The following is a 23,190-nucleotide window of genomic DNA, read 5'->3' as shown; positions in this document are numbered from 1 at the left end:
CATGGGAGAATACAAGATGACCGGAACAAAACAAGTGAAACGCCCAACTGCCTACCGCGCCCTGCTCTGCGCAAGCAGCGCCATGCTCACCTTTGCTGGCGTTCCGGCGCTGGCAGACGAAGTTTATCCAACCGAACACGCCGGACTGAAGGTCGAACAACTCGGAGTCGTTCCCGCCGTCTCGATGGCAGCGCAGGTCGGGCTGAGTAAACATATCCTGTTGCTGCGGCGGATCACAATTGAACCCGGTGGCCAGATCGCCCGCCACAGCGCGGACAAGACGCCGGCCGTGGTTTATATGGAAAGCGGAACTTGGACCGAGGGACGCGACAGTGGCGAAACCGTGCATTCAGCGGGTGAAACTTTCATTGAGGATGCCGATACCGTGCACTGGTTTTTCAATCGCGGCGATGAATCTGCCAGTGCGCTTGTCTGCGACATCAAGCCCGCATCATAAGGCGCGCTGACAAAATAGCGCGCCTGATCCACGCCCATACCGTGCGGCATCGGATGGCGGCGATATATTCTTCGTCGCCATCCATCATTTCCTTCGCTCTACAACTACTCGCATGAAAGTGGAGAAAGACGCATCTGTCGGCCAATACAGCGTACTGGGACGAATTTCAGCGTAAGAGTGGCTGGGGGGGCGCATGAAATCCGGAACGGTTGCAGAGCCCCCTCAGACCGCCCCCCCCGATGCTCCCGGCAGAAGCAGGCGCGCCGGAAATCCGCCTCTTGCGTCCTGCCCGGCTCTTCTCGGGGTCTGGACCGTTCAGCGACGCCTGACCGGACTTTTGCCCCGCCCCTTGTAGCAGCCTCCCATGACATGTCATCCGGGACAGGTCACACCCCACCGGCCATTTCCGGCAGAGCGGCCCGCGGGGCAGAACCCTCATCTGTGCACGCCCGAACGGGAATCGTACCGCCCGCAGGCTTTGTTAGCGCCACCACGATTGCACGGCGCGCGCCCCTCACCTAAGACGCGCACAAAGAGTTAGCGGTTCAGCGGGACATCAGACATGCGCAATTCCATTCAGGCCGACAAGATCAGAACCGGACAGGGTTTCATCGCGGCGCTCGACCAGTCGGGCGGCTCCACCCCCAAGGCGTTGCGGCTCTACGGCATCACCGAGGATCAATACACCTCCGAGGCCGAGATGTTCGACCTGATCCACGCCATGCGCGCCCGCATCGCGCAGGCCCCGGCCTTTACCGGCGACAAGGTGCTGGGCGCGATCCTCTTCGAGATGACCATGGACCGCGAGATCGGCGGCAAGCCCTCGGCGCAGTTCCTCTGGCAGGAACGCGGCGTCGTTCCGTTCCTCAAGGTCGACAAGGGCCTCGCAGAGCCCGGCAGTGGCGTCCGGCTGATGAAGCCGATCACGGGTCTCGACGCCCTGCTCGACCGCGCCGGGGCGGCAGGCATCTTCGGCACCAAGATGCGCTCGGTCATCGACGCTGCCGATCCGGCGGGAATCGACGCCGTGGTCGCCCAGCAATTCGACGTGGGCCGCCAGATCCTCGGCCACGGCCTCGTGCCGATCATCGAACCAGAGGTGACGATCTCCATTCCCGACAAGGCCGCCGCCGAGGAACTGCTGCGCGGCGCCATCCTCGCGCATCTCGACGCGCTGCCCGCGGATCAGGAGGTCATGCTCAAGCTCACCCTGCCCGAGGCCCCGAACCTCTATGAGGCATTGGTCAACCACCCCCGCGTCCTGCGTGTCGTGGCGCTCTCGGGCGGCTACACCCGGCAAGAGGCCAACGCCCGGCTTGCGCAGAACCGCGGTGTCATCGCCAGCTTCAGCCGGGCGCTGACCGAGGGGCTCTCGGCACAGCAATCGGATGCGGAATTCGACACTGCCCTCGCCGCCGCCATCCACGACATTCAAAGGGCCTCCGTCGCCGGCTGAGGCCCTTCCCGCTCGTTTTCAGCCCGGTTTGCCATGCCCCGCTACGCCCTCAAAGTCGAATATCACGGCGCGCCCTTCGCGGGCTGGCAGCGGCAGGCCGACCAGACATCGGTGCAGGGCGCCATCGAGGCGGCGCTTGGCAACCTCGAACCCGGCCCCCATACCATCGCCGCCGCGGGCCGCACCGATGCGGGCGTGCATGCGCTGGCGCAGGTGGCGCATTGCGATCTGGCGCGCATCTGGGATCCCTTTCGCCTCTCCGAGGCGCTGAATTACCATCTCAAGCCGCTGCCCGTCGCGGTCACCGCCTGCGCACCCGTCGCCGATGACTGGCACGCGCGCTTTTCCGCGACCGGGCGGCGCTATCTCTTTCGCCTGCTGATGCGCCGCGCGCCCGCCACGCTTGATGCAGGACTGGTCTGGCAGGTGCCGCACCGGCTCGATGCGGCGGCGATGCGCGCCGGGGCGGTGCATCTGATCGGGCGGCATGATTTCACCACCTTCCGCTCGTCGATCTGTCAGGCCGCAAGCCCGGTCAAGACGCTGGATGCGCTCGACATCGAGGAACTCGATGCCCCGACCGGCCCGGAAATCCGCTTTCACCTGCGCGCGCGCTCGTTCCTGCACAACCAGGTGCGCAGCCTTGTCGGCACGCTCGAACGGGTCGGCGCGGGCGCATGGCCCCCCGATCAGGTGCGCGCGGCACTGGACGCGCGCGACCGCGCCGCCTGCGGCCCGGTCTGCCCGCCACAGGGCCTCTATCTTGCCGGTGTCGGCTATGACAACGATCCCTTCGGCCCGCGCGATTAGCCTTTGATCTCACGCCCCGCCCGCGTTATGAGCCTGACCAGCGGTCCCGTAGCTCAACTGGATAGAGCACCTGACTTCTAATCAGGATGTTGGGGGTTCGAGTCCTCCCGGGATCGCCAGACGCTCAAAACGTGATTCCCCACCCGCCCGAAAGGTTTGATTTTCCCGCGCGCCCTTGCCACTACTGGGCAACCGACGAAGGGGAGAACCGACGATCATGCGCCACACCCTGCTGGCCGCCCTGTGCATGCTGGCCCCGGCGCTGGCGCTTGCCGCGCCCTCGGGCACCTTTCGCCACGCCCATAACGTCGGCTTCGGCGCGCAGTCCAGCCTCGATCCCGCCTCCAAGGGGCGCGTCCTGCAGATCATCGAGAAAATCCAGAGCCGCCTCGTGCGCCCCGGCCCCGGCGGTAAGCCCGCGCCGGATCTCGCGACCGCATGGGAACCCAATGCCGATGGCACGGTCTGGACCTTTCATATCCGCGAAGGCGTGCGGTTTCACGATGGCAGCACGCTGGATGCACATGATGTGGTCTATTCGATCAAGCGCGTGATCGACCCCGACTATGGCAGCCCGGCGCGCGCCGCCGTCCGCATGATCGAGAGCATCGAGGCGACGGGGCCGTTCACCGTGCGCATGACGCTGGCCTCGACCTTTGCCGACCTGCCGCTGCAACTGATGGATCCCCGCCTGCGCATCATCCCCGAGGGGTCGGGCGACACGATCGACCAGACCGGCATCGGCACCGGCCCTTTCAGGGTCCAGAAATTCGACCCCGACGGAATCACTGTTCTGATCGCCAACGAGGACTATTGGGAAGGCCCCCCCGGCCTCGCCCGGATCGAGGTGATCGGCGTGCCCGATGCGCAGGCCCGCCTGCAGGCGTTCCTGAGCGGCCAGCTGGACATGGAGCGCGGTATCGTGCCGCTCCTGCGGCGCGCCCTCGACAAATCCCTGCGCTATCAGCTTCTGGAGATCCCCACCGGCAACTGGATGGGCCTCGCCTTTCGCACCGATGTGCCGCCCTATGACGATCCCCGCGTGCGCCGGGCGCTGCGCCTCGTGGTGGACCGGGACGAGATGCTGCAACTGGCGCTCGATGGCGGCGGGGTGGTCTCCTGCGACACGCCGGTCGCGCCCAACGACCAGTACCGCGCCGAAATGGACTGCCCCCCCGACCCCGACCGCGCCCGCGAGCTTCTTGCCGAGGCGGGCTATCCCGACGGCATCGACATCGACCTGCATGTCTCGGTGCTCGATCAGAGCTGGCCGGTCATCGGCGTCGCCTTTCAGGAACAGGCCGCGCGTGCGGGCATCCGCGTCAACCTGATCAACGCCGCCGCCGATGGTTACTGGTCGAATGTCTGGATGAAAAAGGACGCCTTCACCACCAGCTGGGGCGACCGTCCCGCCGATCAGGCGCTGAACGAGGCGTTTCATTCCACCGCCAAATGGAATGAAACCTATTACGCAAACTCCGATTTCGACCGCCTGCTCGAGGCCGCGCGCGCCGAGCTGGATTTCAACAAGCGCCGCGCCCTCTATATCGAGGCACAGAAATACCTGGCCAAGAACTCCGGCACACTGATCCCGTTCCACGTCACCCAGCTTGTCGTGCTCTCCAACCGCGTGACGCATTTCGACCCGGTACCGAATGACGCCCTGCGCTGGCATCTGGTCACGGTGGTGGATTGAGGGGGAAAGGGTTTGGCCTAGATCAGACATTCGCCCCAATCACCCATGCGCGGAATCAAGGCGCCGCAGGCGCCGCCGCGCAGCGCCCGTCCGCCCCCTCGGGCGGGCGCTTTTGCAACGTCGCAACGCGTCGAGAGCGCGGAAGTATCTGGCAGGCATAAACTGCCAGCCACCTCCGTTGCAGCGCCCACCCGGCGGACGGGCACCGCGCGGCTCATTGCTCGGGCTCAACGTCCCCTTCAGACCAACACCCCCACCCGCCTCAATACGTCCCCGCGACGTATTTCGCGATGGCACCGCCGCGTGAATTGACCTCCAGCTTCTGATAGATCGCCTTGAGGTAATATTTCACCGTGTTCTCCGACAGGCCCAGCCGCGCCGAGATCTGGAAATTCGTCAAACCGTCGACCAGCAGCCCCAGGATCTCGTGCTCGCGCCGGGTCAGCGCATCGTTCTGCTCGCCGGTCAGCCGCTTGAGCACCTCGATGGGCAGGATGCTGTGCCCCTCGACCAGATGTCCCAGAATGCGCGGCAGACATGTCAGCACCTGCCCCATCATGCAGACCGAATGCACCCCCGCCTTGATCGCCGTGCGGATAAAGGCAAACTCGGCCTCCTCGGCCACCACCACCACCATGACGCGCGGATAATCGCGGCGCAGCATCTCCAGCACCCGCGCCAGATCGGCATCCGCCAGCCGCACCCCCAGAACCACGATCGCCGGTCCCTGCCGCGCGTTCAGCGCCTTGCGCAGGCTCGCCTTGTCGGTGGCAAACGGACCCAGCCGCACCGCATCCATCTGCGCCACCAGCGATCCCAGCCCCTGGCAGACAATCGCCTGCCGGTCCGCCACGATCACCTCGGGCACAGCCTGATCTGCCTCTTGCAAGATCGCCTGAACCATGTCGCGCATCATCTCCTCCTCAGGATCATATCAGATAAGCCAAAGGAAATCTCTGAAATCAAACGATTTTTTTGCATGCAACCGCATGCAGACAGCGGCAGCGCGGGTAGTGCCCCCCTACCCGCCGGAGGGCAAAGCCGCCCGGCGGGTCGCGCTTTCCATGCGCGCGGGCGTTACGCTACGGCCCCGGACCGGCGCATGATGAGGCGCCAACAGGAGGACAGACATGAACGGCATCAGACATCTATTCATCCCCGGACCGACCAATGTGCCCGAGGAAATCCGCCGCGCGATGAACATTCCCATGGAGGACATGCGCGCCCCCGACTTTGCCGATTTCGTCCTCCCGATCCTGGCGGATCTCAAGGAGGTGTTGCGCCTGACCCATGGCCGCGTCTTCGTCTATCCGACCTCCGGCACCGGTGCCTGGGAGGCGGCCATCACCAATACCCTCAACACCGGCGACCGGGTGCTGATGTCCCGTTTCGGCCAGTTTTCAACGCTTTGGGTCGATATGGCCACGCGGCTTGGCCTCGATGTCGAAGTGGTCGACGTGGACTGGGGCCAGGGCGTGCCGGTCGCGGACTACGCCGCCCGCCTTGAGGCGGACAAGAAACACCGTATCAAGGCGGTCTTTGCCACCCATAACGAAACGGCAACCGGCGTGACCTCGAACATCGCCGCCCTTCGCGCGGCGCTCGACGCCGCCAATCACCCGGCGCTGCTCTTCGTCGATGGCGTCAGTTCGATCGGCGCAATCGAATTCGAGATGCAGGACTGGGGCGTCGATCTTGCCGTCGCCGGTTCGCAAAAGGGTTTCATGCTGCCCGCCGGCCTCGGCATTCTGGGCGTCAGCGACAAGGCGCTGGCCGCCCACGAACGCGCCACAATGCCGCGCTGCTATTTCAGCTTTGACGACATGATCCGCTTCAACGACACCGGCTATTTCCCCTACACCCCCGCAACGCAACTTCTGCGCGGGCTGCGCTGTTCGCTCGACATGCTGCTTGACGCAGGCATGGAGCGCGTCTGGGACCGCCACCACCGCCTCGCCTCGGGCGTGCGCGCGGCCATAGCCGAATGGCGGGGATGTTCTCTGGTCGCACAGGGACCGCAATGGCATTCCGATACCGTCTCGGCGATCCGCACGCCCGCTGACATCGACGCTCGCGAGGTGATCGCGACCGCCTACAGCAAATACCAGACCTCGCTCGGCTCGGGCCTTGCGCAACTGGCGGGGCGCGCATTCCGCATCGGACATCTGGGCTCGCTCAATCCGGTGATGCTCTGCGGCGCGCTGTCGGCTGCCGAAATGGCGCTGCGCGACGCAGGCGCCGCGATCGTCCCCGGCGCAGGTGTCGCCGCCGCCCAGGAACATTTCCGCGCCACCACCGCCCCGGTGCAATCCCGTCCCGCAGCGGCCCGCGCCGCCTGACCCATAGGACCAACAGACATGAGCTACACCCTTCACCCGCTGAAAAAACAGCGCCTGCAACGCTCGGAACTCGCCGTGCCAGGCTCGAACCCCGCGATGATCGACAAGGCCGCCGACTCGGATGTCGATTACATCTTCCTCGATCTGGAGGATGCCGTCGCCCCCCCCGACAAGGTGCAGGCCCGCGCCAATATCATCCAGGCCCTGAACGACATCGACTGGAAGGCCAAGGGCAAGACCATGTCGATCCGCATCAACGGTCTCGACACCCATTACATGTATCGCGACGTGGTCGAGATCGTCGAACAGGCGGGCCAGCATCTCGATACGATCCTTGTCCCCAAGGTTGGCGTGCCCGCCGACCTCTACACCGTCGAAACCATGATCAGCCAGATCGAGACGGCGATGGGATTCACTCACCGGATCGGCCTTGAGGCGCTGATTGAGACCGCCCTTGGCATGGCCAATGTCGAGGCGATTGCCGCCGCCCCCGGCCGCCTTGAGGCGCTGCATTTCGGGGTCGCGGATTACGCCGCCTCGAACCGGGCGCGCACCGTGGTCATCGGCGGGCTCAACCCCGATTATCCCGGCGATCAGTGGCATTTCGCCCTCTCGCGCATGACCGTGGCCTGCCGCGCCTATGGCCTGCGCGCCATCGACGGGCCCTTCGGCGACTTCTCGGACCCCGACGGCTATGTCCTCTCGGCCAAACGCGCCGCCACCCTCGGGATCGAGGGCAAATGGGCCATCCATCCCAGCCAGATCGCGCTCGCCAACGATGTCTTTTCGCCCCCCGAGGCCGAAGTGACCCGCGCCCGCCGCATCATCGAGGAGCTGCGCAAGGCCGAGGCCCAGGGCAAGGGCGCCGCCAGCCTCGACGGCAAGATGATCGACGCCGCGAGTGAACGCATGGCCAACAACGTGCTGACCGTCACCGACGCCATCGCCGCCAAAGGATAACGGAGGGAGATCACATGGACATCCACGAATACCAGGCCAAGGAACTCCTGAAACGCTTTGGCGTGCAGGTGCCGCGCGGCGGCATCGCCTACAGCCCCGAACAAGCGGTCTATCGCGCCAGCGAACTCTCCGGTGACAAATGGGTGGTCAAGGCCCAGATCCATTCCGGCGCGCGCGGCAAGGCGGGCGGCGTGCGGATCTGCGCCAATGAGAAAGAGATCGCCGAGGCCGCGCAATGGATGCTGGGGCGCGTGCTGGTCACCCATCAGACCGGCCCGCAGGGCAAACTCGTCAGCCGTCTCTATGTCGAGGAGGCGACAAAAATCGCGCAGGAAATCTATCTCGCCTTCGTCATGGACCGCAAGGAAGAGCGCGTCGTCGTCGTGGCCTCCGGCCAGGGCGGCATGGAGATCGAGGAAATCTCGGCCAATGAGCCCGAATCGATCATCCGCTCGGTGGTCGATCCGGCGGTCGGCATGCAGGCGTTTCAGGCGCGCGAAATCGCCTTTTCGCTCGGGCTCGACGCGGCCCTGATCCCGCAGGCGGTCAAGACCATCACCGGCTGTTACCGGATGATGGAGGACACCGATGCCAACATGGTCGAGATCAATCCGCTTGTCGTCACCCAGTCGGGCGAGATCATGGCGCTCGACGCCAAGGTCAGCTTTGACGACAACGCCCTCTTTCGCCGCCCCGAGATCATGGAAATGCGCGACAAGAGCCAGGAGGACACGCGCGAGACCTTCGCCTCGGATCGCGGCCTCAACTATATCGGTCTCGACGGGCAGATCGGCTGTATCGTCAACGGCGCGGGCCTCGCCATGGCCACGCTTGACATGATCAAGATGGCCGGCGGCGAGCCCGCCAACTTTCTCGATGTCGGCGGCGGGGCCAGCCCCGAACGGGTGCTGATGTCGTTCCAGGCGGTGCTCAACGATCCCGATGTCGAGGCGATCCTCGTCAACATCTTCGCGGGCATCAACCGCTGCGACTGGATCGCCGAGGGCGTGATCCGCGCGGTGCGCGAACTCGACCTCAAACTGCCCATCGTGGTGCGCCTGTCGGGCACCAATGTCGAGGAGGGCCGCAAGCTCATCGCCGAGAGCGGCCTGCCCATCCTGACCGCCGAAACCCTTGCCGAGGCCGCCGAGAAAGCGGTCGTCGCCTGGAAGGCCGCAACCCTCAAGGAGGCCGTGTAATGGCCATTCTCATCAACCGGAATTCCCGCGTTCTGGTGACCGGCCTCACCGGCCGCATCGGCAGCTTTCACGCGCAGGACATGATCAACCACGGCACCAATGTCGTGGGCGGTGTGACACCCGGCAAGGGCGGCACCAAGCATAACGGCCTGCCCGTGTTCAATACCGTCAAGGGGGCCGTGGCCGAAACCGGCGCCGATCTGGCGATCTGCTTCGTGCCCCCACCCTTTGCCGCCGATGCGATCATGGAGGCCGCGGATGCCGGCATCCAGACCTGCGTCTGCATTGCGGACGGCATCCCGGCGCAGGACATGATCAAGGTCAAACGCTACATGCGCCGCTACAAGGCGGAAAAACGGATGCGCCTCATCGGCCCGAACTGTGCGGGCATCATCACCCCCGGCCAGGCCTTTGCCGGACTGATGCCGCCGCATATCTACCTGCCCGGTCGGGTCGGGATCATCGGCCGTTCCGGCACGCTCGGCTACGAGGCCGCCAGCCAGATGAAGGAACGCGGCATCGGCGTCTCGACCTCGGTCGGCATCGGCGGCGATCCGATCAACGGCTCCTCCTTCCGCGACATTCTCGAACTCTTCGAGAACGACCCCGACACCGACGCCGTGGTCATGGTGGGCGAGATCGGCGGCCCGCAAGAGGCCGAGGCCGCCGCCTATATCCGCGACCACATGACCAAGCCCGTCGCCGCCTATATCGCCGGTCTCTCGGCCCCCAAGGGGCGGCGCATGGGTCATGCCGGGGCCATCGTTTCGGCCTTTGGCGAATCGGCCCAGGAAAAGGTCGAGATCCTGTCCGAGGCGGGCGTCACCATCGTGCCCACCCCCTCTTCCTTTGGCGAGGTGGTTCAGCGCATGGTCGCCTGACCGCATGACATCCGGGGTCGTCCGCGCCGTCGGTCGGCCCCCTTTGGCTCTGCGTACGAAACCCGCGTGCGCGATGTATACCGTGTACCCGCTTGCCTCGCCCGACACCCGGTCCTAGGCTGTACAGAACTCCAGCCAAAGGTGTCCCATGCGTGCAGCCCTCCTGTCCCGTTACAACACCCCCACCGAGATCACCGAAGTGCCCGACCCCGCCTGCCCCCGCGACGGCGCGGTGATCGCGGTGCGCGCCTGCGGTGTCTGCCGGTCTGACCATCATGCGTGGAAAGGGGCCGATCCCGATGTCATCCTGCCGCATGTCATGGGCCATGAATTTGCAGGCGAAGTTATTGAAATCGGGGCGGAATGTCGCGCCTTCGCCGTAGGCGACCGGGTCACAGCACCGTTCATTCTGGGCTGCGGCGCCTGTCCCGATTGCCGGGGCGGAGAGCCGACGATCTGCAACCATCAGCAGGTGATCGGCTTTACCGGCTGGGGTGCATTCGCCGAACGCCTCGCCATCCCGCGCGCCGATTTCAACCTCGTGCGCCTGCCCGATACGATGGATTACGCCGCCGCCGCCGGCATGGGCTGCCGCGTCACCACCTCGTTTCGGGCTGTTGTGGATCGGGCTAAAATTCAACCTGGTGAATGGCTTAGCGTGCATGGCTGCGGCGGCGTCGGGCTCTCGGCCATCATGATCGGAGCGGCCCTTGGTGCCCGTGTGCTGGCAGTGGACGTCAACCCCGAGGCGCTGAAAATCGCGCAATCGCTCGGTGCGAACGCCACCCTTGATGCCAGCCAGATCGAAAATGTGGGCGAGGCCGTGCGTGATCTCACCAATGGCGGTGCGCATGTCTCGCTCGACGCCCTCGGGATCACCGATACCTTCCACAACTCACTGAAAAGCCTTCGCAAAATGGGACGCCATGTGCAGATTGGCATGCCGCTTGGCCGCCACGCCACGCCCGAATTGCCACTTCTGGAACTGGTCTATTCCCGGCAGATCACCCTGCATGGTACCCGCGGGATCGGCGCGGACCGCTTTGCCGCGCTTTTCGCGATGATCAGCGCCGGCCGCCTCGCCCCGGAACGTCTGGTGACGAAACGCATCGGCCTGTCCGGGCTGAATGCCGCGCTGAGCGCGATGGACGGCTACACCGGCGCAGGCGTCACGGTTGTGGACAACATGGCAGCATGACATGAAAAAGGCCGCAATTCCAATAGAATGCGACCCATTCCTGAAGTTATGAAAGTGGCTTATCCGACCAGCTCAAGCCCCGAGAAGAAATAGGCGATCTCGACTGCCGCCGTCTCGGGCGCATCCGAGCCATGAACCGAGTTTTCGCCAACCGATTCCGCGAATTCGGCGCGGATCGTGCCCGGTGCCGCGTCCTTGGGATTGGTCGCGCCCATCACTTCGCGGTTCCTGGCAACAGCGCCTTCGCCTTCGAGAACCTGCACCACAACCGGGCCGGACGCCATGAATTCGCAAAGCTCACCATAAAAAGGGCGCTCTTTGTGCACGGCGTAGAAAACACCTGCCTGTTCCGGCGTCAGTTGAATGCGCTTTTGCGCGACGATGCGCAGACCGGCATCCTCGAACTTGGCATTGATCCTGCCGGTCAGGTTGCGTTTCGTTGCGTCGGGTTTGATGATGCTCAGCGTGCGTTCAACAGCCATTTCAGCCTCTTTTCCATTGGTTTTGCCGATCAGGCCCCTTGCCCGACCGCGTTTGATCGCGGGTCCGATAGCATGCGCATCGCCCCTTGAAAAGCCGCGATTGACGGCGGCGCGCACATGCGGCATGCGGTGCGCATGTTGCACATTGACGATATCACCTATTCGGTCGCTGGCCGCACGCTGATCGAACATGCCTCCGCCTCCATCCCCGATGGCCACAAGGTCGGGATCGTGGGCCGCAACGGCACGGGCAAGACAACCCTCTTTCGCCTGATCCGGGGCGAACTGGCACTGGAGAGTGGCAGTATCAGCTTGCCACCGCGCGCGCGCATCGGCGGCGTGGCGCAGGAGGTGCCGGGAAATGACGTGTCCTTGCTCCAGACCGTGTTGAACTATGATACGGAACGCGCTGAATTATTGAAAGAATCCGAACACTCTACCGATGGCGCGCGGATCGCCGAGATCCAGACCCGGCTGGCCGATATCGACGCCTGGTCCGCCGAGGCGCGCGCCGCGAGCATCCTTAAGGGGTTGGGCTTTACCGACGCGGAACAACTCATGCCCTGCTCCGCCTTTTCCGGCGGCTGGCGGATGCGGGTGGCGTTGGCCGGAGTTCTCTTCTCGCAGCCCGATCTTCTGCTGCTGGACGAACCGACCAACTATCTCGACCTTGAGGGCGCGTTGTGGCTGGAAACCTACCTGGCACGCTACCCGCATACGGTGCTCATAATCAGTCACGACCGCGGGCTTCTCAACCGCGCCGTCGGTTCGATCCTGCATCTTGAGGACAAGAAACTCACGCTATACCAAGGCGGCTACGAGACATTCGCGGAAACCCGCGCCGCTCGTCTCGCTGCCGCCGCATCCGAGGCCAGGAAACAGGATGCGCGGCGCGCGCATCTGCAAAGCTTTGTGGACCGGTTCCGCGCCAAGGCGAGCAAGGCCGTGCAGGCGCAATCGCGTCTCAAGATGATAGCCAGGCTCAAACCGATCACGACGCCGCAAGAGGCGGCGCTCAAACGCTTCACATTTCCCGCGCCCGAGGAATTGTCACCGCCCATCCTGCGGATCGAGAGCGGCAGCGTAGGCTATGACGGCGTGCCGGTCTTGCGGCGGCTCAACCTGCGGATTGATCAGGACGACCGGATCGCGCTTCTGGGTCGGAATGGTGAGGGAAAATCTACTCTTTCCAAGCTATTGTCAAGCAAACTTCAAGTATTTGAGGGACAAATTCACAAGGCTTCCAAGCTGCGCGTGGGCTATTTCGCACAGCATCAGGTCGACGAACTGCATCTGGACGAGACGCCCATCGACCACATCCGCCGGATGCGCCCGACCGAAACCCCGACCAAGCTGAGGGCACGGCTGGGGGGCTTTGGAATAGGCGCGGAACAGGCGGAAACGCTGGTGGGTAAGCTGTCTGGCGGGCAGAAGGCGCGGTTGTCATTGATGCTGGCGACGCTGGATGCGCCGCATATGCTGATCCTTGACGAGCCGACGAACCATCTGGACATCGAGAGCCGCGAGGCGCTGGTCGAGGCACTGACCGCCTATACCGGCGCGATCATCCTGGTCAGCCATGACATGCATCTGCTCGGTCTCGTGGCGGATCGGCTGTGGTTGGTGAAGGACGGATCGGTGGCCCTCTACGAGGGCGACCTGGAGAGCTATCGCGCGATGCTGCTCAATGGTTCCGACATCAACAAGCCTTCTGAAAAACCAAAGGAAATCAAGGCAAAACGCCCATCTCGCGATGCCATCCTCAAGCTGCGACAGGACGTGCGCCGTTGCGAGGAGCGCATTGAAAAGCTGCATGACATGGAGAACAAGGTGGCCGCGAAACTGGCCGATCCGGCGATCTATGACGACACCCATGGCCTGACCCAATGGCAGAAGAAATATGCCGAGATCGAGGACGGTCTGGCGCTGGCGGAGACCCTGTGGATCGAGGCGCTGGAGCGGCTGGAAGCGGCGGAGGACTGAGACAATCCGTACGGTTCAAGGCGCGGACCGTACGGATCGGGCATCAGCTATGCGGTGCCTCCGACCTCGGTAAGCCACGCCATTGCAACACCCCCATCGCCCCGACCCCGGCAGCCACCAAAAGGGCCGCGATCCGGCCCTCGGGCGTGACAATCCAGAACCCCGAGGCGATCAGCACGACGGTCATCGCCACCCACCCGAAATCGCCAATGCTGAAGAACAGCACCTCGTGCCGCCGGGGGGCGCGGCCACGGTGCTGACTGAGCCAGAGCAGGATGCCGTTGCCGATCAGCCCCGCCCCGAGCGCCACCAGCAACCAGACGGGCGGCGTGCCGAGAAAGCCTGCCGTCACGCCGGGCGCGAACAGAAAGAGCAAGCCAAAGCCCAGGCAGGAGACCGCGTTGAGCCGCAAGACGGTTGCAAGAGACATGATTCACCTCCAATATTGTCAACATTATTGACAAGATATCGGGGCAAGCCAAAATGTCAACAAAGTTGACAACTGAAATGCCGGACAGCCTCACGCTCGACCTCTATCATGCCGCGCGCGGGTTCCAGGAACGGCTGACGCGGCATCTGGCGGCGGCATTGCGCGACCGGCACGGGATACCGCTCAGCCCCGCGCAACTGAGCTTTCTCGCCGCGTTGCTGTGCGGCGAGAATACCGCGTCAGAGGTGGCGCGAAGGATTGGTGTCAGCCGTCAGGCGACGCAGCGGCAGGCGGCGGCGCTGGCAGAGATGGGCTATCTGCGGCTGTGCCCGGATCCCGAGCGTCGCAATCAAAGCCTGATCACCTTTACCGACGCGGGCACGCGGCTGATGGCGCTCTGTCGGGCGATCCTCGCGGCGTGGGAGGACGATCTGGCACAGGAGTCCGAAACCCTGCGTCGGGCGGCAGAGATCATGGCGCGCGCCCTGCCCGAATAAGATTGCCCTTGGCATTCGCGCCGCGACATGGTGCAAGGCGGAGATAACCGCGATAGGCTGCCCTGCATGGATACCGCATTCCTGATCACCGCCTTTGTCACGCTGTTCGTGATCATCGACCCTATCGGGATGACGCCGCTGTTCGTGGCGCTGACGCAGGGCATGAGCACGGCACGGCGGCGGGCGATTGCCATTCGCGCCTGCGTCACCTCTGCGCTGTTGCTGATCGTTTTTGCCGCCTTTGGCGAGGCAGTGCTGGGTTTCATCGGTATCTCGATGCCCGCCTTTCGCATCGCGGGGGGCATGCTGCTGTTTCTGACAGCACTCGACATGCTGTTCGAGCGGCGCGGGCAGCGGCGCAAGGGACAGGCAGATACCGCCGACGAGGACGAGGGCGACGACCCGTCAGTCTTTCCCATCGCCATTCCGCTGATCGCCGGACCCGGCTCGATCGCCACGGTGATCCTGCTGGCGGGACAGAAGCCGGGCGCCGAGGGGCTGGCCTGGGTGATCGGGGTGATGCTGCTGGTGATCGTGCTGGTGTTCGTCATGTTCCTGATGGCCGGAATGCTGGAGCGCGCCCTTGGCAGGGTGGGGATCAACGTGGTCACACGCCTTCTGGGGATGCTGCTGGCCGCTCTGGCGGTACAATTCGTGCTGGACGGGTTACGCGGCTTTGGTCTGGTGGGCTGAGGGCCTATATCGGGATCATGGAACAGTTCGATTTCGCGCGCCTGACCTATCTGATCATTCTGGGATCGGCGATCCTGCTGTGGTTTGTGGCCCAGAACCGTGCGTCGCTAGGCAAGCTGATGCAGCAGGCGCTGATCTGGGGGCTGATCTTTCTGGGCGCGATCGCGGTCGTGGGGCTATGGGACGATATTCGCCAGAGCGTACGACCGATGCAGAACGTGGTGTCAGGTGACCGGATCGAACTGCCACGCGCGCCGGACGGGCATTATTACCTAATGGCCGAGGTCAACGGCGCCACGCTGCGGTTCGTGGTCGATACCGGGGCAAGCCAGATCGTCCTGAGCCGGAGAGACGCGGAGCGCGCCGGAATCGATACCGCAAGCCTGGTCTACCTGGGCCGCGCGCGGACCGCCAACGGGATGGTGCGCACGGCGCCGGTACGTCTGGACAGCATCGCCGTGGGGCCGGTGCGGCACGAGGGCGTGCGCGCGGTGGTCAACGAGGGCGAGTTGGAGCAATCGCTGCTGGGGATGGATTACCTGCAACGGTTCTCCAGCATCGAGATCACCGGCGGCAGGCTGGTCCTGACGCGGTAGGCGCGGGACCGGATTGATGTTGCCGCTCGCGCCGCCCCGCCCCTACCCCTCCGCCCCGCCCGGCATGCGCCGGGCCAGCGCGCAGAACTGTTCGAGGCTGACGGTCTCGGCGCGCTCGGTGGGCAGGATGCCAGCGGCAAGCAGCCGGTCCTCGATATCCGGGGCTGCCCCCCTGAGCGCCGCGCGCAGCATCTTGCGGCGCTGGTTGAAGGCGCGGGCGATCACGCTTTCGAGGATACCCGGATCGGCGGGAAAGCGCGGCGCGGGCAGTGCGGTCAGGTGGACCACCGCGCTCGATACCTTGGGCGGCGGGGTGAATGCGCCCGGCGGCAGGTGCATCACGATGCGCGGCGTGGCGCGCCATTGCGCCAGCAGCGCAAGCCGCCCGTATGCCTTGCCCCCCGGCTGTGCCACGATCCGTTCGGCCACCTCGCGCTGGAACATCAGCGTGAGCGATTGCCAGAACGGCGGCCATTCGGGGGGCGTGAGCCAGCGGATCAGCAGTTCGGTGCCCACATTGTAGGGCAGGTTCGACACCACCCGGATGGGTGACGAAAGATGCGCCAGCGGGTCGAGGTCCAGCGCGTCGGCGTTGATGATGTTGAGGCGGCCTGGCGCAGCCTCGGCAATCTCCTGCAACGCGGGCAGGCAGCGCGCATCCTTTTCGACGGCGAGCACATGGCGCGCCCCCTCGACCAGCAGGCCACGGGTAAGGCCGCCCGGACCGGGACCGATCTCCAGCACATCGCAGGCGCTGAGGTCGCCCGCCTGCCGGGCGATCTTGGCGGTGAGGTTGAGATCGAGCAGGAAATTCTGCCCCAGCGACTTGCGCGCCGAGAGGCCATGCGTGGCGATCACCCGGCTGAGCGGCGGGAGAGTGTCGAGCCTGTTCATGCGCGGCGCGCAAGCCCCATGCGCTGCGCCAGTTTCAGCGCCTCGATGAGCGAGGTGGGGTTGGCCACGCCCTGCCCCGCGATGTCGAGCGCGGTGCCGTGATCGGGCGAGGTGCGGACGAAGGGCAGGCCCAGGGTGACATTGACGCCACGGTCGAAATCGAGCGTCTTGATCGGGATGAGCGCCTGATCGTGATACATGGCGATGGCCGCGTCATACCGCGCGCGGGCGGCGGCGTGGAACATCGTGTCGGCGGAAAGCGGTCCGCGCAGGTCGAAGCCGCGGGCGCGCAGGCGGTCGAGCACGGGGGCGATGATCTCGGTCTCTTCGCGACCCATCCGGCCGCCCTCGCCCGCATGCGGATTGAGACCGGCGATGGCGAGACGCGGGGCGCTGATGCCGAAATCGCGGATCAGCGCGGCGTGGGTGATGCGGATCGTTTCCTCAAGAAGCTCAGGGCTGAGCGCCCGCGGCACATCGCTCAGCGGGATATGGATTGTGGCGGGCACGACGCGCAACTGCGCGCTGGCCAGCATCATCACCACGCGCGGCACGCCTGCGAGATGGGCAAGGTATTCGGTATGCCCAGGAAAGGCGAAACCGGCCCCCTCCTGCAGCGCCTGCTTTTGGATGGGGCCGGTGCAAAGCGCAAGCGCCTGACCCGTTTGCACCAGCGAGACGCCGCGCGCGATGACCTCAATCACGGCCACGGCATGGGCGGGGTTGGGGATGCCGGGGGTCAGGGTGCCGGGAAAGGTGTGACGCAGCACGGGCAAACCCGTCGCGGCAGCAGCCTCGGCGGGGTCGTCGATTTCGGTCACGGGCGTGCCTGCGGGCAGATGCGCGGGATCGCCGATCAGAAAGAACGGCAGGCTGCCTCGCAGCGCGGCCCAGGCGGCGGCGGCGATTTCTGGCCCGATGCCCGCCGGTTCACCGCAGCTGAGCGCAACCGGAAGCGTCACTTCTCGACGATCCGCGCCTCGGCGCGCAGCTGTTCAAGATAGCTGTTTGCAAAGGATTCGATCCGCTGATTACGAATGAAATTCGACAGATCCTCGACCGTGGGCTGTTCGCCGTCCAGCTTGGGCGAGCGCCCGCAGAGCATCAGAAACACCAGTGTCTGCCCGTTGGCCCGGGTGATGTTAGCAGAGCTTTCGCCCGGATCGAGCCGCGCCAGTTCGGCGGCGATGTCGGCGGGAATCTCCTCAGGCGCCTTCGAACCGCGTTCCAGCACCTCGGGGGGCTGGCCAAGAGCCACACCGTAGAGATCGTCGCAGACATCGACCTGCGCCCGCACCTGCGCGGCGCGTTGCAGCGCCTGCGCGCTGCGCCCGCCAGGGATGTAGTATGCGGCATATTCTATGGCGGAATATTCCGGCGTGGCGACCGAGGTTTCCTCGATGTCGCGCAAGTAGAACAGTGCCAGCGCACCGTCGATCGGCAGGGGGTCGGACACCTCACCCGGTCCGAGCGTCAGAATGACCTGGCGCAGACCGGGGGGCAGATCGCTGAGCTGCACCCAGTTCATCCGCCCGCCCTGCGCCGCCGACGGGGCGGCGGAATGACGCCGCGCGGCGGCGGCGAATTCGCTTTCGCTGGTCGACTCGGCGATGCCCGCGGCAAGCGCCTGTTTCTCCTCGGCATCCTCCAGGCTGTTGACCGGCAGGATTATTTCGGACAGCAGCACCCGCACCGAAGAGCCGCCCGTCAGCGCCAGCGTCGCGCGCTCCAGATCGCTGTCGCTTACCGAAACCCGGCTGGCGAACCGAGCGCGGGTCACCTCGCGCCAGGTGATCCCGGCGCGCACGAATTCGCGGAATGTCGATTCCGAAACCCCTTCGCCGGCGAGGGCCTGCACGAATTGCTCGCCGCTCATATTGGCGCGACCGGCGAATTCCTCCATGCCCGCGCGCACGGCGTCGTCATCCAGAACGATGCCACTGATCCGCGCGGCGTCGAGCTTGATCCGTTCCTCGATCAGCTGCTCACGCGCGAGTCGGTTGGGATCGCCTGGCGCCCGGAACAGCGTCAGCATGCGCGCCCGCTGTTGGAGTTCGTAGCGGGTGACGGCCTGCTCGTTGACAAGAATCACTGGCTCAAAGAGATTCTGCGCTGCGACAGGGATGGCAGTCAGGGCTGCAAGGACGGTAACGGCCAAGGCGCAGAGTGTCCGGCAAAGCATCGGGGTCATCCTCATCAGTTCTTGCATTTGCGTGTAAAGCTCGTGTCGCGCGTGCCGGCGGAAAAGCCCCGCACCCCGATCGTAAAGCCTATGTTCGTTTCCGGTTCAAGGATAGTCGAAGTGGTAAAGCGGCGCGAGATCGAAAGCGTGACATCCACGCATTCGTTGGTATAAGTCAGCCCCGCACCCGCGCGCACGCTTCGGTCGCTGGCCGCGTCATAGCGCCATTCTGCGCTGCCGGTCCAGTGACGGGCAAACCGGTAGCTGCCGTCGATCGACCATTCCGACACGGTCGAGAAGCGGTTTTCCGCCGGATCATCGCTGAGCCAGACATAGGTGGCGCCAATATCGGTGCGGTCATTCTGCCAGCTGGCGCGGGCCTCGGCCTTGGTGGTGTCGAAAACGTCATCAAAAAGACTGCGCGCGGTAACGGTCAGCCCGGTGCCATTGCGGAACTGTCCGGCGATCAGCAGATCCGAGCGGCGGTCGCGCAGGCCCGAGGATTTGGTGAAAGACGGCGTGGCGCCGCCCGGTTCGGTCAGCTGTTCGTCGCGCACCACCTGCCCGAGCGCCAGCGAGCCTTGCCAGCCGGAAGGGTCGAGGCGGGTCCAGCTCAGCCCATAGGCCGCCTGATAGCCACGCTCGCGCCGGTCGGGCGCGGTAAACCGCGACGGGTTGAAGAGATTGCCCTCGTCAAATTCGATCAGGATGCTTTCATCATTCGGGATATCGGGGTTCGAGCCGCCGATCCATGCCAACTGGACCACCGGCTCGATCACATGAGTGACGTTTCGGGGCGTGGATTTGATCCAGGGCCAGCGCAGTTCCAGCGCCGCCGTCGGGGTCAGTTCGGTGGCCTGCGAGAGGCTGGTCAGCCCCGCCTGACCGATCTCGAAGTGATCGAGCGCGAGACCGGTCTGAAGGCGGCCCAGAATGCCCGCAGGCAAGGTCCAGGTCTTGTGCCAGTCGAGGCTGGTGGTCAGCCGTGTGACGTCGCGGCCATCGGCAAAGCGGTCGGGATCGGGGCCGTCCGTGGTCAGATCGGAACTGCGATAATGGCTGTGCGCCACCGCCGCAAAGCGCAACTCGCCGCCGAGACGCCTTGGAAAGAAGCGCCGCTCGTATTCGCCGTTGCCTATGATCGAGGGAAGGGTCGCGTTGCTTTCGCCGTCACGCAGCGACTGGACATGGGTGAGTGCGCCCCGGATATATTCGTCGCGCCGGGCGCGTTCGAGCGACAGTCCGCTCTGCAGGCGATCCTTTTCGGAAAAACCGTGATCGAGCAGAAAGGTATCGTCGCTGGCCAGTTCCAGGTTGAATCCCAGCTTGAAATCGCGCGGCAGATCAAAGCGGCCTTCGGCGAAGAGATATCCGCGCGAGGAACGCGGGTTGAAATCGTCATCCGAGATTGCAGCGTTGAATTCGATATCGCCGGTGCGGAAAGCCTGCCGATAGCGCAGTTCCAGCCGCCGCGAGTCGGTGGCCCAGAAAGGTGCGAGCGTCAGGTCGCGGTGATCGCCCAGCCGGATGAAATAGGGCACGCGAACGCCGGTCCCGAGCAGGCTTGAACTGACCAGCGAAGGGGTGAGAAAGCCTGTCGCACGGTCCAGCGTCGGATCGGGCAGCCGCAGGCGCGGCAGGTAAAGCACCGGGACGTCGAGAATGCGGAACTGGGCGTTCTGAAAATAGAGCTGACGGCCTTGCTGGTCATGTATCATCCGCTCTGCGCGGATCTGCCAGAGTGGCGGACGCCCCGTCTCGCAGACATGACAGGAGGTGACCGCGGCCATGTAGAGCTGATTGTAGCGGCCATTGACGCGGTTCATCTCGTTCGCGGCCAGTTGCAGCTGATCCGCCATGACGATCCGTGCACCGCGCAGCAGACCGTTCGTAAGGTCCCGGTCGAGATCGGCGCTGTCGGCCAGGACCACGGTGTTTTCGGTTGTATCCGTCAGGGTGAGCGGCCCGGTGATCGAGATCTGATCGGTGCGGCGGTCATAGGTGATCGCGCTGGCCGTGAGCCGGCGTCCCTGATACATCGCCTCGACATTGCCGGTGGCGATCAGCTTGTCATCCGCCGTCAGCCGCACGTCATCCGCCACCAGCAGCGCCGGGGCAGGCGGTGCGTCCTGCGCAACGGCGGCCGTTGCCCAGAACAGCAGGCAGAGAACGAGGCGCGCCGTCCGGGTCATCCGTCCTCCAGATGCAGCAGGATGCCGAGACCCAGAAATACCGCCGCCAGCGGCGGGGCCCAGGCGGCCAGCAGGATCGGGATTTGACCGTTCTCGCCAAGGATATGGGCGAAATTGCGGATGTAGTGCAGGCCAAAGCCGATGAGCACCGCCGTCATCACCATCAGCCCCACATTGGCCCCGCGCGTATGCCGCATGGTGAAGGCTGCCGAAATGAGCATCAGTGCCACCAGAAAGACCGGACGCGCCAGTTCGGTATGGTACCAGATCGCGTAGCGGCGGGCCGAGAAGCCGGCATTCTCCAGTTGACCGATGAAGCGCGGCAATTCCCAGATCGGGATGAATTCGGGCTGGCCGAAACTGTCGAGGATGCGGTCCTGGGTCAAATCCGAGGGCACGGCCAGGTCGGGCAGTTGCAGGGCCGTGGCCTCGGAATTCACGCCCTGGCTGAGATCCCATGCCTTGGCGTCGGCAAGCTGCCATTCACCCGCCACCAGTCGCGCCGTCTGCGCATTGATCCGGCGCAGCGGCTGACCTTCTGGGCCAAAGTCGAGAAAACTGGGTTCGTAGAGCGTCGAGAGGTCGGAACTGGCACGCGCGGCAAAGATGACGGTCTGGCCTTCCTCACTGCGCTGGCGCAGCCACAGCCCCTCGGATGCGATCGCCAGCGCCGAGGAACTGCCGCCCTTGTAGCCGATCTTGACATCATGATGGCGTTTCGAGGTGGCGGCAACGATCGGATTGCCTATGGCGATGCTCAAAAGCCCGATCAGCAGTGCTACCAGAACCGGCCCAAACATTCCGCGCAGGGCCGAACGGCCAGAAGCGCGCAGCACCACCAGTTCGGAGGAGCGCGCCAGCCGCAGGAACAATGCGACCGAAGCGAGGATCATCACCAGCGGCATGATCTCGTAATTCGCCTCGGGCATTTTCAGCAGCACGATGCCGAGAACGTCACGAAACTGCAGATCGGGAAAGTTACCCAGTTCATCCACGAGTTCGATCAACCCGATCAGCACCGCGATGGTGACTGTCACGCCAAGGAAAGTCACGAAAAACCGGCGTGCGAAATAGAGCTGCAGGGTCATGCGCCGGTCTCCGTCGCCGGGACGCGCGCGCGGCGCAATGCCTGTCGCAGCATGCCGGGATAGGATGCCAGCGCCAGAAGCGCGAGCGACAGGGCCACGCCCAGAAAGACCGGCAGGTAAAGCAGCGGCCAGAGCGCGCCAGTGATCAGCACTGGCGCCACCACCGCGCTCTCGATCATCTTGAGGCCCACCAGCAGTGTGAAGGCCAGCACGATCTGACGCCAGACACCGAACCGGCTGTAGGTGCCGACCAGTAACGTGCAAAAACCCACCAGCGCCGCGACGATGCACAGGAGTGCACTGGTGAACCGGCCATGCACCTGCGACATGACGATGCCATAGCTGGTGCCGGTGCGCGCCGCCACCTCCTGCGGGTTACCCAGCATGTCGAGGGTCGAGGCAAAGGCGACCTTGTTGAGGTCGATGGCGTCCCTGCTGACAAGGCTGCTGATATCATAAGAGAAATCGTCGAAATGCGTGGTAAAGAGCCGATTGCTCGCGCCGCGCAGGTTCTGCGCCAGCCCCGCCACCATGACCAGCCGCGTGCCGCCGCGCTCCTGCACCAGATAGGCGCGCGACGAGGTATAGGTCACGGCAGTCTCGGGGTTACGGCGGTCCGAGAGGAACACGTCCCTGAGTTCGCCCTCGGGCGTGATCTCGCGGATGTAGAAGGTAATCCCTGGCGCGGGATGCAGGAACTCGCCCTCGCTGAGCAGTTTGGCAGTGATGTTGCGCGACACTTCGTCCTGACGCAGGCGCAGTTGACTGAGGCTGTTGGGGATCAGCAGATGCGCCAGAAGCGACATCATCAATGCGATGATCGCGCCAAAGACCACCACCGGACGGATCAGGCGCAGTGGCGAATAGCCGGTGGCCTGCATCACCGTCAGCTCGCTTTCGGTGCTGAGCCGGTTGACCACGTAGACGGAGGCCGCAAAGGCGGCAATCGGCAGAACAACGCCGATCACCCCCGGCAGGGTCAGTGCCGTGAACTCGAGAAACACCCATGCGGGCTGGCCATCGCCGATCAGCCGGTCAAACATGCGCACTGCCTTGTTGATCCAGAAGATCGACACCAGAACCAGCGCAAAAAAACCGAACATCACCATGAATTGCGACAGCATGTATCTGTCGAATCTGGTCATGCGTTTTCCCCC

The 23,190-nt window shown here is 64.6% G+C and carries 22 protein-coding genes and 1 tRNA gene; 14 read left to right on the top strand and 9 right to left on the bottom strand.

Annotated features, from left to right (window positions below; all coding sequences use genetic code 11):
• Positions 1–16 precede the first annotated feature (16 nt).
• From BSG08_RS02000 to BSG08_RS01980, 5 genes are all read left to right on the top strand, one after another.
• Positions 17–457 (top strand): cupin domain-containing protein, encoded by a 441-nt coding sequence (locus BSG08_RS02000; protein WP_175544661.1) that lies wholly within the window; start codon positions 17–19, stop codon positions 455–457.
• Positions 458–1,019: 562 nt separating this feature from the next.
• Positions 1,020–1,913 carry a fructose bisphosphate aldolase gene (locus BSG08_RS01995; RefSeq protein ID WP_093031189.1) on the top strand — a complete coding sequence of 298 codons (894 nt, stop codon included), beginning with the start codon at positions 1,020–1,022 and terminating at the stop codon, positions 1,911–1,913.
• A 33-nt stretch (positions 1,914–1,946) separates the two neighbouring features.
• Entirely contained in the window at positions 1,947–2,723 is a 777-nt protein-coding gene (gene truA / locus BSG08_RS01990; protein ID WP_093031186.1) for a tRNA pseudouridine(38-40) synthase TruA, read from the top strand.
• Positions 2,724–2,765: 42 nt separating this feature from the next.
• A tRNA-Arg gene (locus BSG08_RS01985) sits at positions 2,766–2,842 on the top strand.
• Between the two features lie 98 nt (positions 2,843–2,940).
• Entirely contained in the window at positions 2,941–4,419 is a 1,479-nt protein-coding gene (locus BSG08_RS01980; RefSeq protein ID WP_093031183.1) for an ABC transporter substrate-binding protein, read from the top strand.
• A 262-nt stretch (positions 4,420–4,681) separates the two neighbouring features.
• Here BSG08_RS01980 and BSG08_RS01975 read toward each other — a convergent pair whose 3' ends face one another.
• Positions 4,682–5,332 carry a helix-turn-helix transcriptional regulator gene (locus BSG08_RS01975; RefSeq protein WP_093031964.1) on the bottom strand — a complete coding sequence of 217 codons (651 nt, stop codon included), beginning with the start codon at positions 5,330–5,332 and terminating at the stop codon, positions 4,682–4,684.
• 217 nt (positions 5,333–5,549) lie between these two features.
• Here BSG08_RS01975 and BSG08_RS01970 point away from each other — a divergent pair, with 217 nt between their 5' ends.
• From BSG08_RS01970 to BSG08_RS01950, 5 genes are all read left to right on the top strand, one after another.
• Positions 5,550–6,758 (top strand): pyridoxal-phosphate-dependent aminotransferase family protein, encoded by a 1,209-nt coding sequence (locus BSG08_RS01970; RefSeq protein WP_093031180.1) that lies wholly within the window; start codon positions 5,550–5,552, stop codon positions 6,756–6,758.
• A gap of 18 nt (positions 6,759–6,776) precedes the next feature.
• A complete protein-coding gene (locus tag BSG08_RS01965) occupies positions 6,777–7,718 on the top strand; it encodes an HpcH/HpaI aldolase/citrate lyase family protein (RefSeq protein WP_093031177.1) in 942 nt (313 codons plus the stop codon).
• Positions 7,719–7,732: 14 nt separating this feature from the next.
• Positions 7,733–8,917 carry a malate--CoA ligase subunit beta gene (locus BSG08_RS01960; RefSeq protein WP_093031174.1) on the top strand — a complete coding sequence of 395 codons (1,185 nt, stop codon included), beginning with the start codon at positions 7,733–7,735 and terminating at the stop codon, positions 8,915–8,917.
• Positions 8,917–9,798: a succinate--CoA ligase subunit alpha gene (gene sucD / locus BSG08_RS01955; RefSeq protein WP_093031170.1), complete on the top strand. Its 882-nt coding sequence runs from the start codon at positions 8,917–8,919 to the stop codon at positions 9,796–9,798. The genes BSG08_RS01960 and sucD overlap by 1 nt, the downstream gene beginning before the upstream one ends.
• A gap of 148 nt (positions 9,799–9,946) precedes the next feature.
• On the top strand, positions 9,947–10,996 hold the full coding sequence (locus BSG08_RS01950) for a zinc-dependent alcohol dehydrogenase family protein (RefSeq protein ID WP_093031167.1): 1,050 nt from the start codon (positions 9,947–9,949) through the stop codon (positions 10,994–10,996).
• Between the two features lie 59 nt (positions 10,997–11,055).
• Here the strand turns inward: BSG08_RS01950 and ndk are convergent, their stop codons facing one another.
• The gene (gene ndk / locus BSG08_RS01945) at positions 11,056–11,478 is read right to left on the bottom strand and encodes a nucleoside-diphosphate kinase (RefSeq protein ID WP_093031962.1); all 423 of its coding nucleotides are present in this window, start codon (positions 11,476–11,478) and stop codon (positions 11,056–11,058) included.
• Between the two features lie 135 nt (positions 11,479–11,613).
• Here ndk and BSG08_RS01940 point away from each other — a divergent pair, with 135 nt between their 5' ends.
• Positions 11,614–13,461 carry an ABC-F family ATP-binding cassette domain-containing protein gene (locus BSG08_RS01940; RefSeq protein ID WP_093031960.1) on the top strand — a complete coding sequence of 616 codons (1,848 nt, stop codon included), beginning with the start codon at positions 11,614–11,616 and terminating at the stop codon, positions 13,459–13,461.
• A 43-nt stretch (positions 13,462–13,504) separates the two neighbouring features.
• Here the strand turns inward: BSG08_RS01940 and BSG08_RS01935 are convergent, their stop codons facing one another.
• A complete protein-coding gene (locus BSG08_RS01935; RefSeq protein ID WP_093031164.1) occupies positions 13,505–13,891 on the bottom strand; it encodes a hypothetical protein in 387 nt (128 codons plus the stop codon).
• 77 nt (positions 13,892–13,968) lie between these two features.
• Here BSG08_RS01935 and BSG08_RS01930 point away from each other — a divergent pair, with 77 nt between their 5' ends.
• The 3 genes from BSG08_RS01930 to BSG08_RS01920 all read left to right on the top strand — a co-directional run bounded on the left by BSG08_RS01930 (position 13,969) and on the right by BSG08_RS01920 (position 15,677).
• Positions 13,969–14,388 (top strand): MarR family winged helix-turn-helix transcriptional regulator, encoded by a 420-nt coding sequence (locus tag BSG08_RS01930; RefSeq protein WP_175544660.1) that lies wholly within the window; start codon positions 13,969–13,971, stop codon positions 14,386–14,388.
• A gap of 66 nt (positions 14,389–14,454) precedes the next feature.
• Complete coding sequence (locus BSG08_RS01925) at positions 14,455–15,081, top strand: MarC family protein (RefSeq protein WP_093031158.1); 627 nt, start codon at positions 14,455–14,457, stop codon at positions 15,079–15,081.
• Positions 15,082–15,098: 17 nt separating this feature from the next.
• A complete protein-coding gene (locus tag BSG08_RS01920; RefSeq protein WP_093031155.1) occupies positions 15,099–15,677 on the top strand; it encodes a retropepsin-like aspartic protease family protein in 579 nt (192 codons plus the stop codon).
• Positions 15,678–15,719: 42 nt separating this feature from the next.
• Here BSG08_RS01920 and rsmA read toward each other — a convergent pair whose 3' ends face one another.
• Genes rsmA through lptF form a run of 6 tightly spaced genes read right to left on the bottom strand, consistent with a single transcriptional unit; the run spans position 15,720 to position 23,178 of the window.
• Positions 15,720–16,571 carry a 16S rRNA (adenine(1518)-N(6)/adenine(1519)-N(6))-dimethyltransferase RsmA gene (gene rsmA, locus BSG08_RS01915; protein ID WP_093031152.1) on the bottom strand — a complete coding sequence of 284 codons (852 nt, stop codon included), beginning with the start codon at positions 16,569–16,571 and terminating at the stop codon, positions 15,720–15,722.
• Positions 16,568–17,533 (bottom strand): 4-hydroxythreonine-4-phosphate dehydrogenase PdxA, encoded by a 966-nt coding sequence (pdxA, locus tag BSG08_RS01910; protein WP_093031149.1) that lies wholly within the window; start codon positions 17,531–17,533, stop codon positions 16,568–16,570. The genes rsmA and pdxA overlap by 4 nt, the downstream gene beginning before the upstream one ends.
• Positions 17,530–18,762 carry a peptidylprolyl isomerase gene (locus BSG08_RS01905; protein WP_175544659.1) on the bottom strand — a complete coding sequence of 411 codons (1,233 nt, stop codon included), beginning with the start codon at positions 18,760–18,762 and terminating at the stop codon, positions 17,530–17,532. Before BSG08_RS01905 ends, pdxA begins: the two co-directional genes overlap by 4 nt.
• Before the next feature lie 5 nt (positions 18,763–18,767).
• Entirely contained in the window at positions 18,768–20,945 is a 2,178-nt protein-coding gene (locus BSG08_RS01900; protein ID WP_093031143.1) for an LPS-assembly protein LptD, read from the bottom strand.
• Positions 20,942–22,033 carry an LPS export ABC transporter permease LptG gene (gene lptG, locus BSG08_RS01895; RefSeq protein ID WP_093031140.1) on the bottom strand — a complete coding sequence of 364 codons (1,092 nt, stop codon included), beginning with the start codon at positions 22,031–22,033 and terminating at the stop codon, positions 20,942–20,944. Before lptG ends, BSG08_RS01900 begins: the two co-directional genes overlap by 4 nt.
• The gene (gene lptF, locus BSG08_RS01890; protein ID WP_245770572.1) at positions 22,030–23,178 is read right to left on the bottom strand and encodes an LPS export ABC transporter permease LptF; all 1,149 of its coding nucleotides are present in this window, start codon (positions 23,176–23,178) and stop codon (positions 22,030–22,032) included. Before lptF ends, lptG begins: the two co-directional genes overlap by 4 nt.
• Positions 23,179–23,190: the final 12 nt, after the last annotated feature.

This window comes from Roseovarius azorensis (assembly GCF_900109455.1).
GTDB lineage: Bacteria > Pseudomonadota > Alphaproteobacteria > Rhodobacterales > Rhodobacteraceae > Roseovarius > Roseovarius azorensis.
The sequence above is the reverse complement of the archived record's forward strand: the minus strand, read 5'-3'. Positions and strand labels throughout refer to the sequence as shown.

Bases quoted from the DNA above. Each gene is read 5' to 3' on its own strand.
- BSG08_RS02000 (WP_175544661.1), top strand. From the start codon at position 17: ATGACCGGAACAAAACAAGTGAAACGCCCAACTGCCTACCGCGCCCTG.
- BSG08_RS01995 (WP_093031189.1), top strand. From the start codon at position 1,020: ATGCGCAATTCCATTCAGGCCGACAAGATCAGAACCGGACAGGGTTTC.
- truA (WP_093031186.1), top strand. From the start codon at position 1,947: ATGCCCCGCTACGCCCTCAAAGTCGAATATCACGGCGCGCCCTTCGCG.
- BSG08_RS01980 (WP_093031183.1), top strand. From the start codon at position 2,941: ATGCGCCACACCCTGCTGGCCGCCCTGTGCATGCTGGCCCCGGCGCTG.
- BSG08_RS01975 (WP_093031964.1), bottom strand. From the start codon at position 5,332: ATGCGCGACATGGTTCAGGCGATCTTGCAAGAGGCAGATCAGGCTGTG.
- BSG08_RS01970 (WP_093031180.1), top strand. From the start codon at position 5,550: ATGAACGGCATCAGACATCTATTCATCCCCGGACCGACCAATGTGCCC.
- BSG08_RS01965 (WP_093031177.1), top strand. From the start codon at position 6,777: ATGAGCTACACCCTTCACCCGCTGAAAAAACAGCGCCTGCAACGCTCG.
- BSG08_RS01960 (WP_093031174.1), top strand. From the start codon at position 7,733: ATGGACATCCACGAATACCAGGCCAAGGAACTCCTGAAACGCTTTGGC.
- sucD (WP_093031170.1), top strand. From the start codon at position 8,917: ATGGCCATTCTCATCAACCGGAATTCCCGCGTTCTGGTGACCGGCCTC.
- BSG08_RS01950 (WP_093031167.1), top strand. From the start codon at position 9,947: ATGCGTGCAGCCCTCCTGTCCCGTTACAACACCCCCACCGAGATCACC.
- ndk (WP_093031962.1), bottom strand. From the start codon at position 11,478: ATGGCTGTTGAACGCACGCTGAGCATCATCAAACCCGACGCAACGAAA.
- BSG08_RS01940 (WP_093031960.1), top strand. From the start codon at position 11,614: ATGTTGCACATTGACGATATCACCTATTCGGTCGCTGGCCGCACGCTG.
- BSG08_RS01935 (WP_093031164.1), bottom strand. From the start codon at position 13,891: ATGTCTCTTGCAACCGTCTTGCGGCTCAACGCGGTCTCCTGCCTGGGC.
- BSG08_RS01930 (WP_175544660.1), top strand. From the start codon at position 13,969: ATGCCGGACAGCCTCACGCTCGACCTCTATCATGCCGCGCGCGGGTTC.
- BSG08_RS01925 (WP_093031158.1), top strand. From the start codon at position 14,455: ATGGATACCGCATTCCTGATCACCGCCTTTGTCACGCTGTTCGTGATC.
- BSG08_RS01920 (WP_093031155.1), top strand. From the start codon at position 15,099: ATGGAACAGTTCGATTTCGCGCGCCTGACCTATCTGATCATTCTGGGA.
- rsmA (WP_093031152.1), bottom strand. From the start codon at position 16,571: ATGAACAGGCTCGACACTCTCCCGCCGCTCAGCCGGGTGATCGCCACG.
- BSG08_RS01905 (WP_175544659.1), bottom strand. From the start codon at position 18,762: ATGACCCCGATGCTTTGCCGGACACTCTGCGCCTTGGCCGTTACCGTC.
- BSG08_RS01900 (WP_093031143.1), bottom strand. From the start codon at position 20,945: ATGACCCGGACGGCGCGCCTCGTTCTCTGCCTGCTGTTCTGGGCAACG.
- lptG (WP_093031140.1), bottom strand. From the start codon at position 22,033: ATGACCCTGCAGCTCTATTTCGCACGCCGGTTTTTCGTGACTTTCCTT.
- lptF (WP_245770572.1), bottom strand. From the start codon at position 23,178: ATGACCAGATTCGACAGATACATGCTGTCGCAATTCATGGTGATGTTC.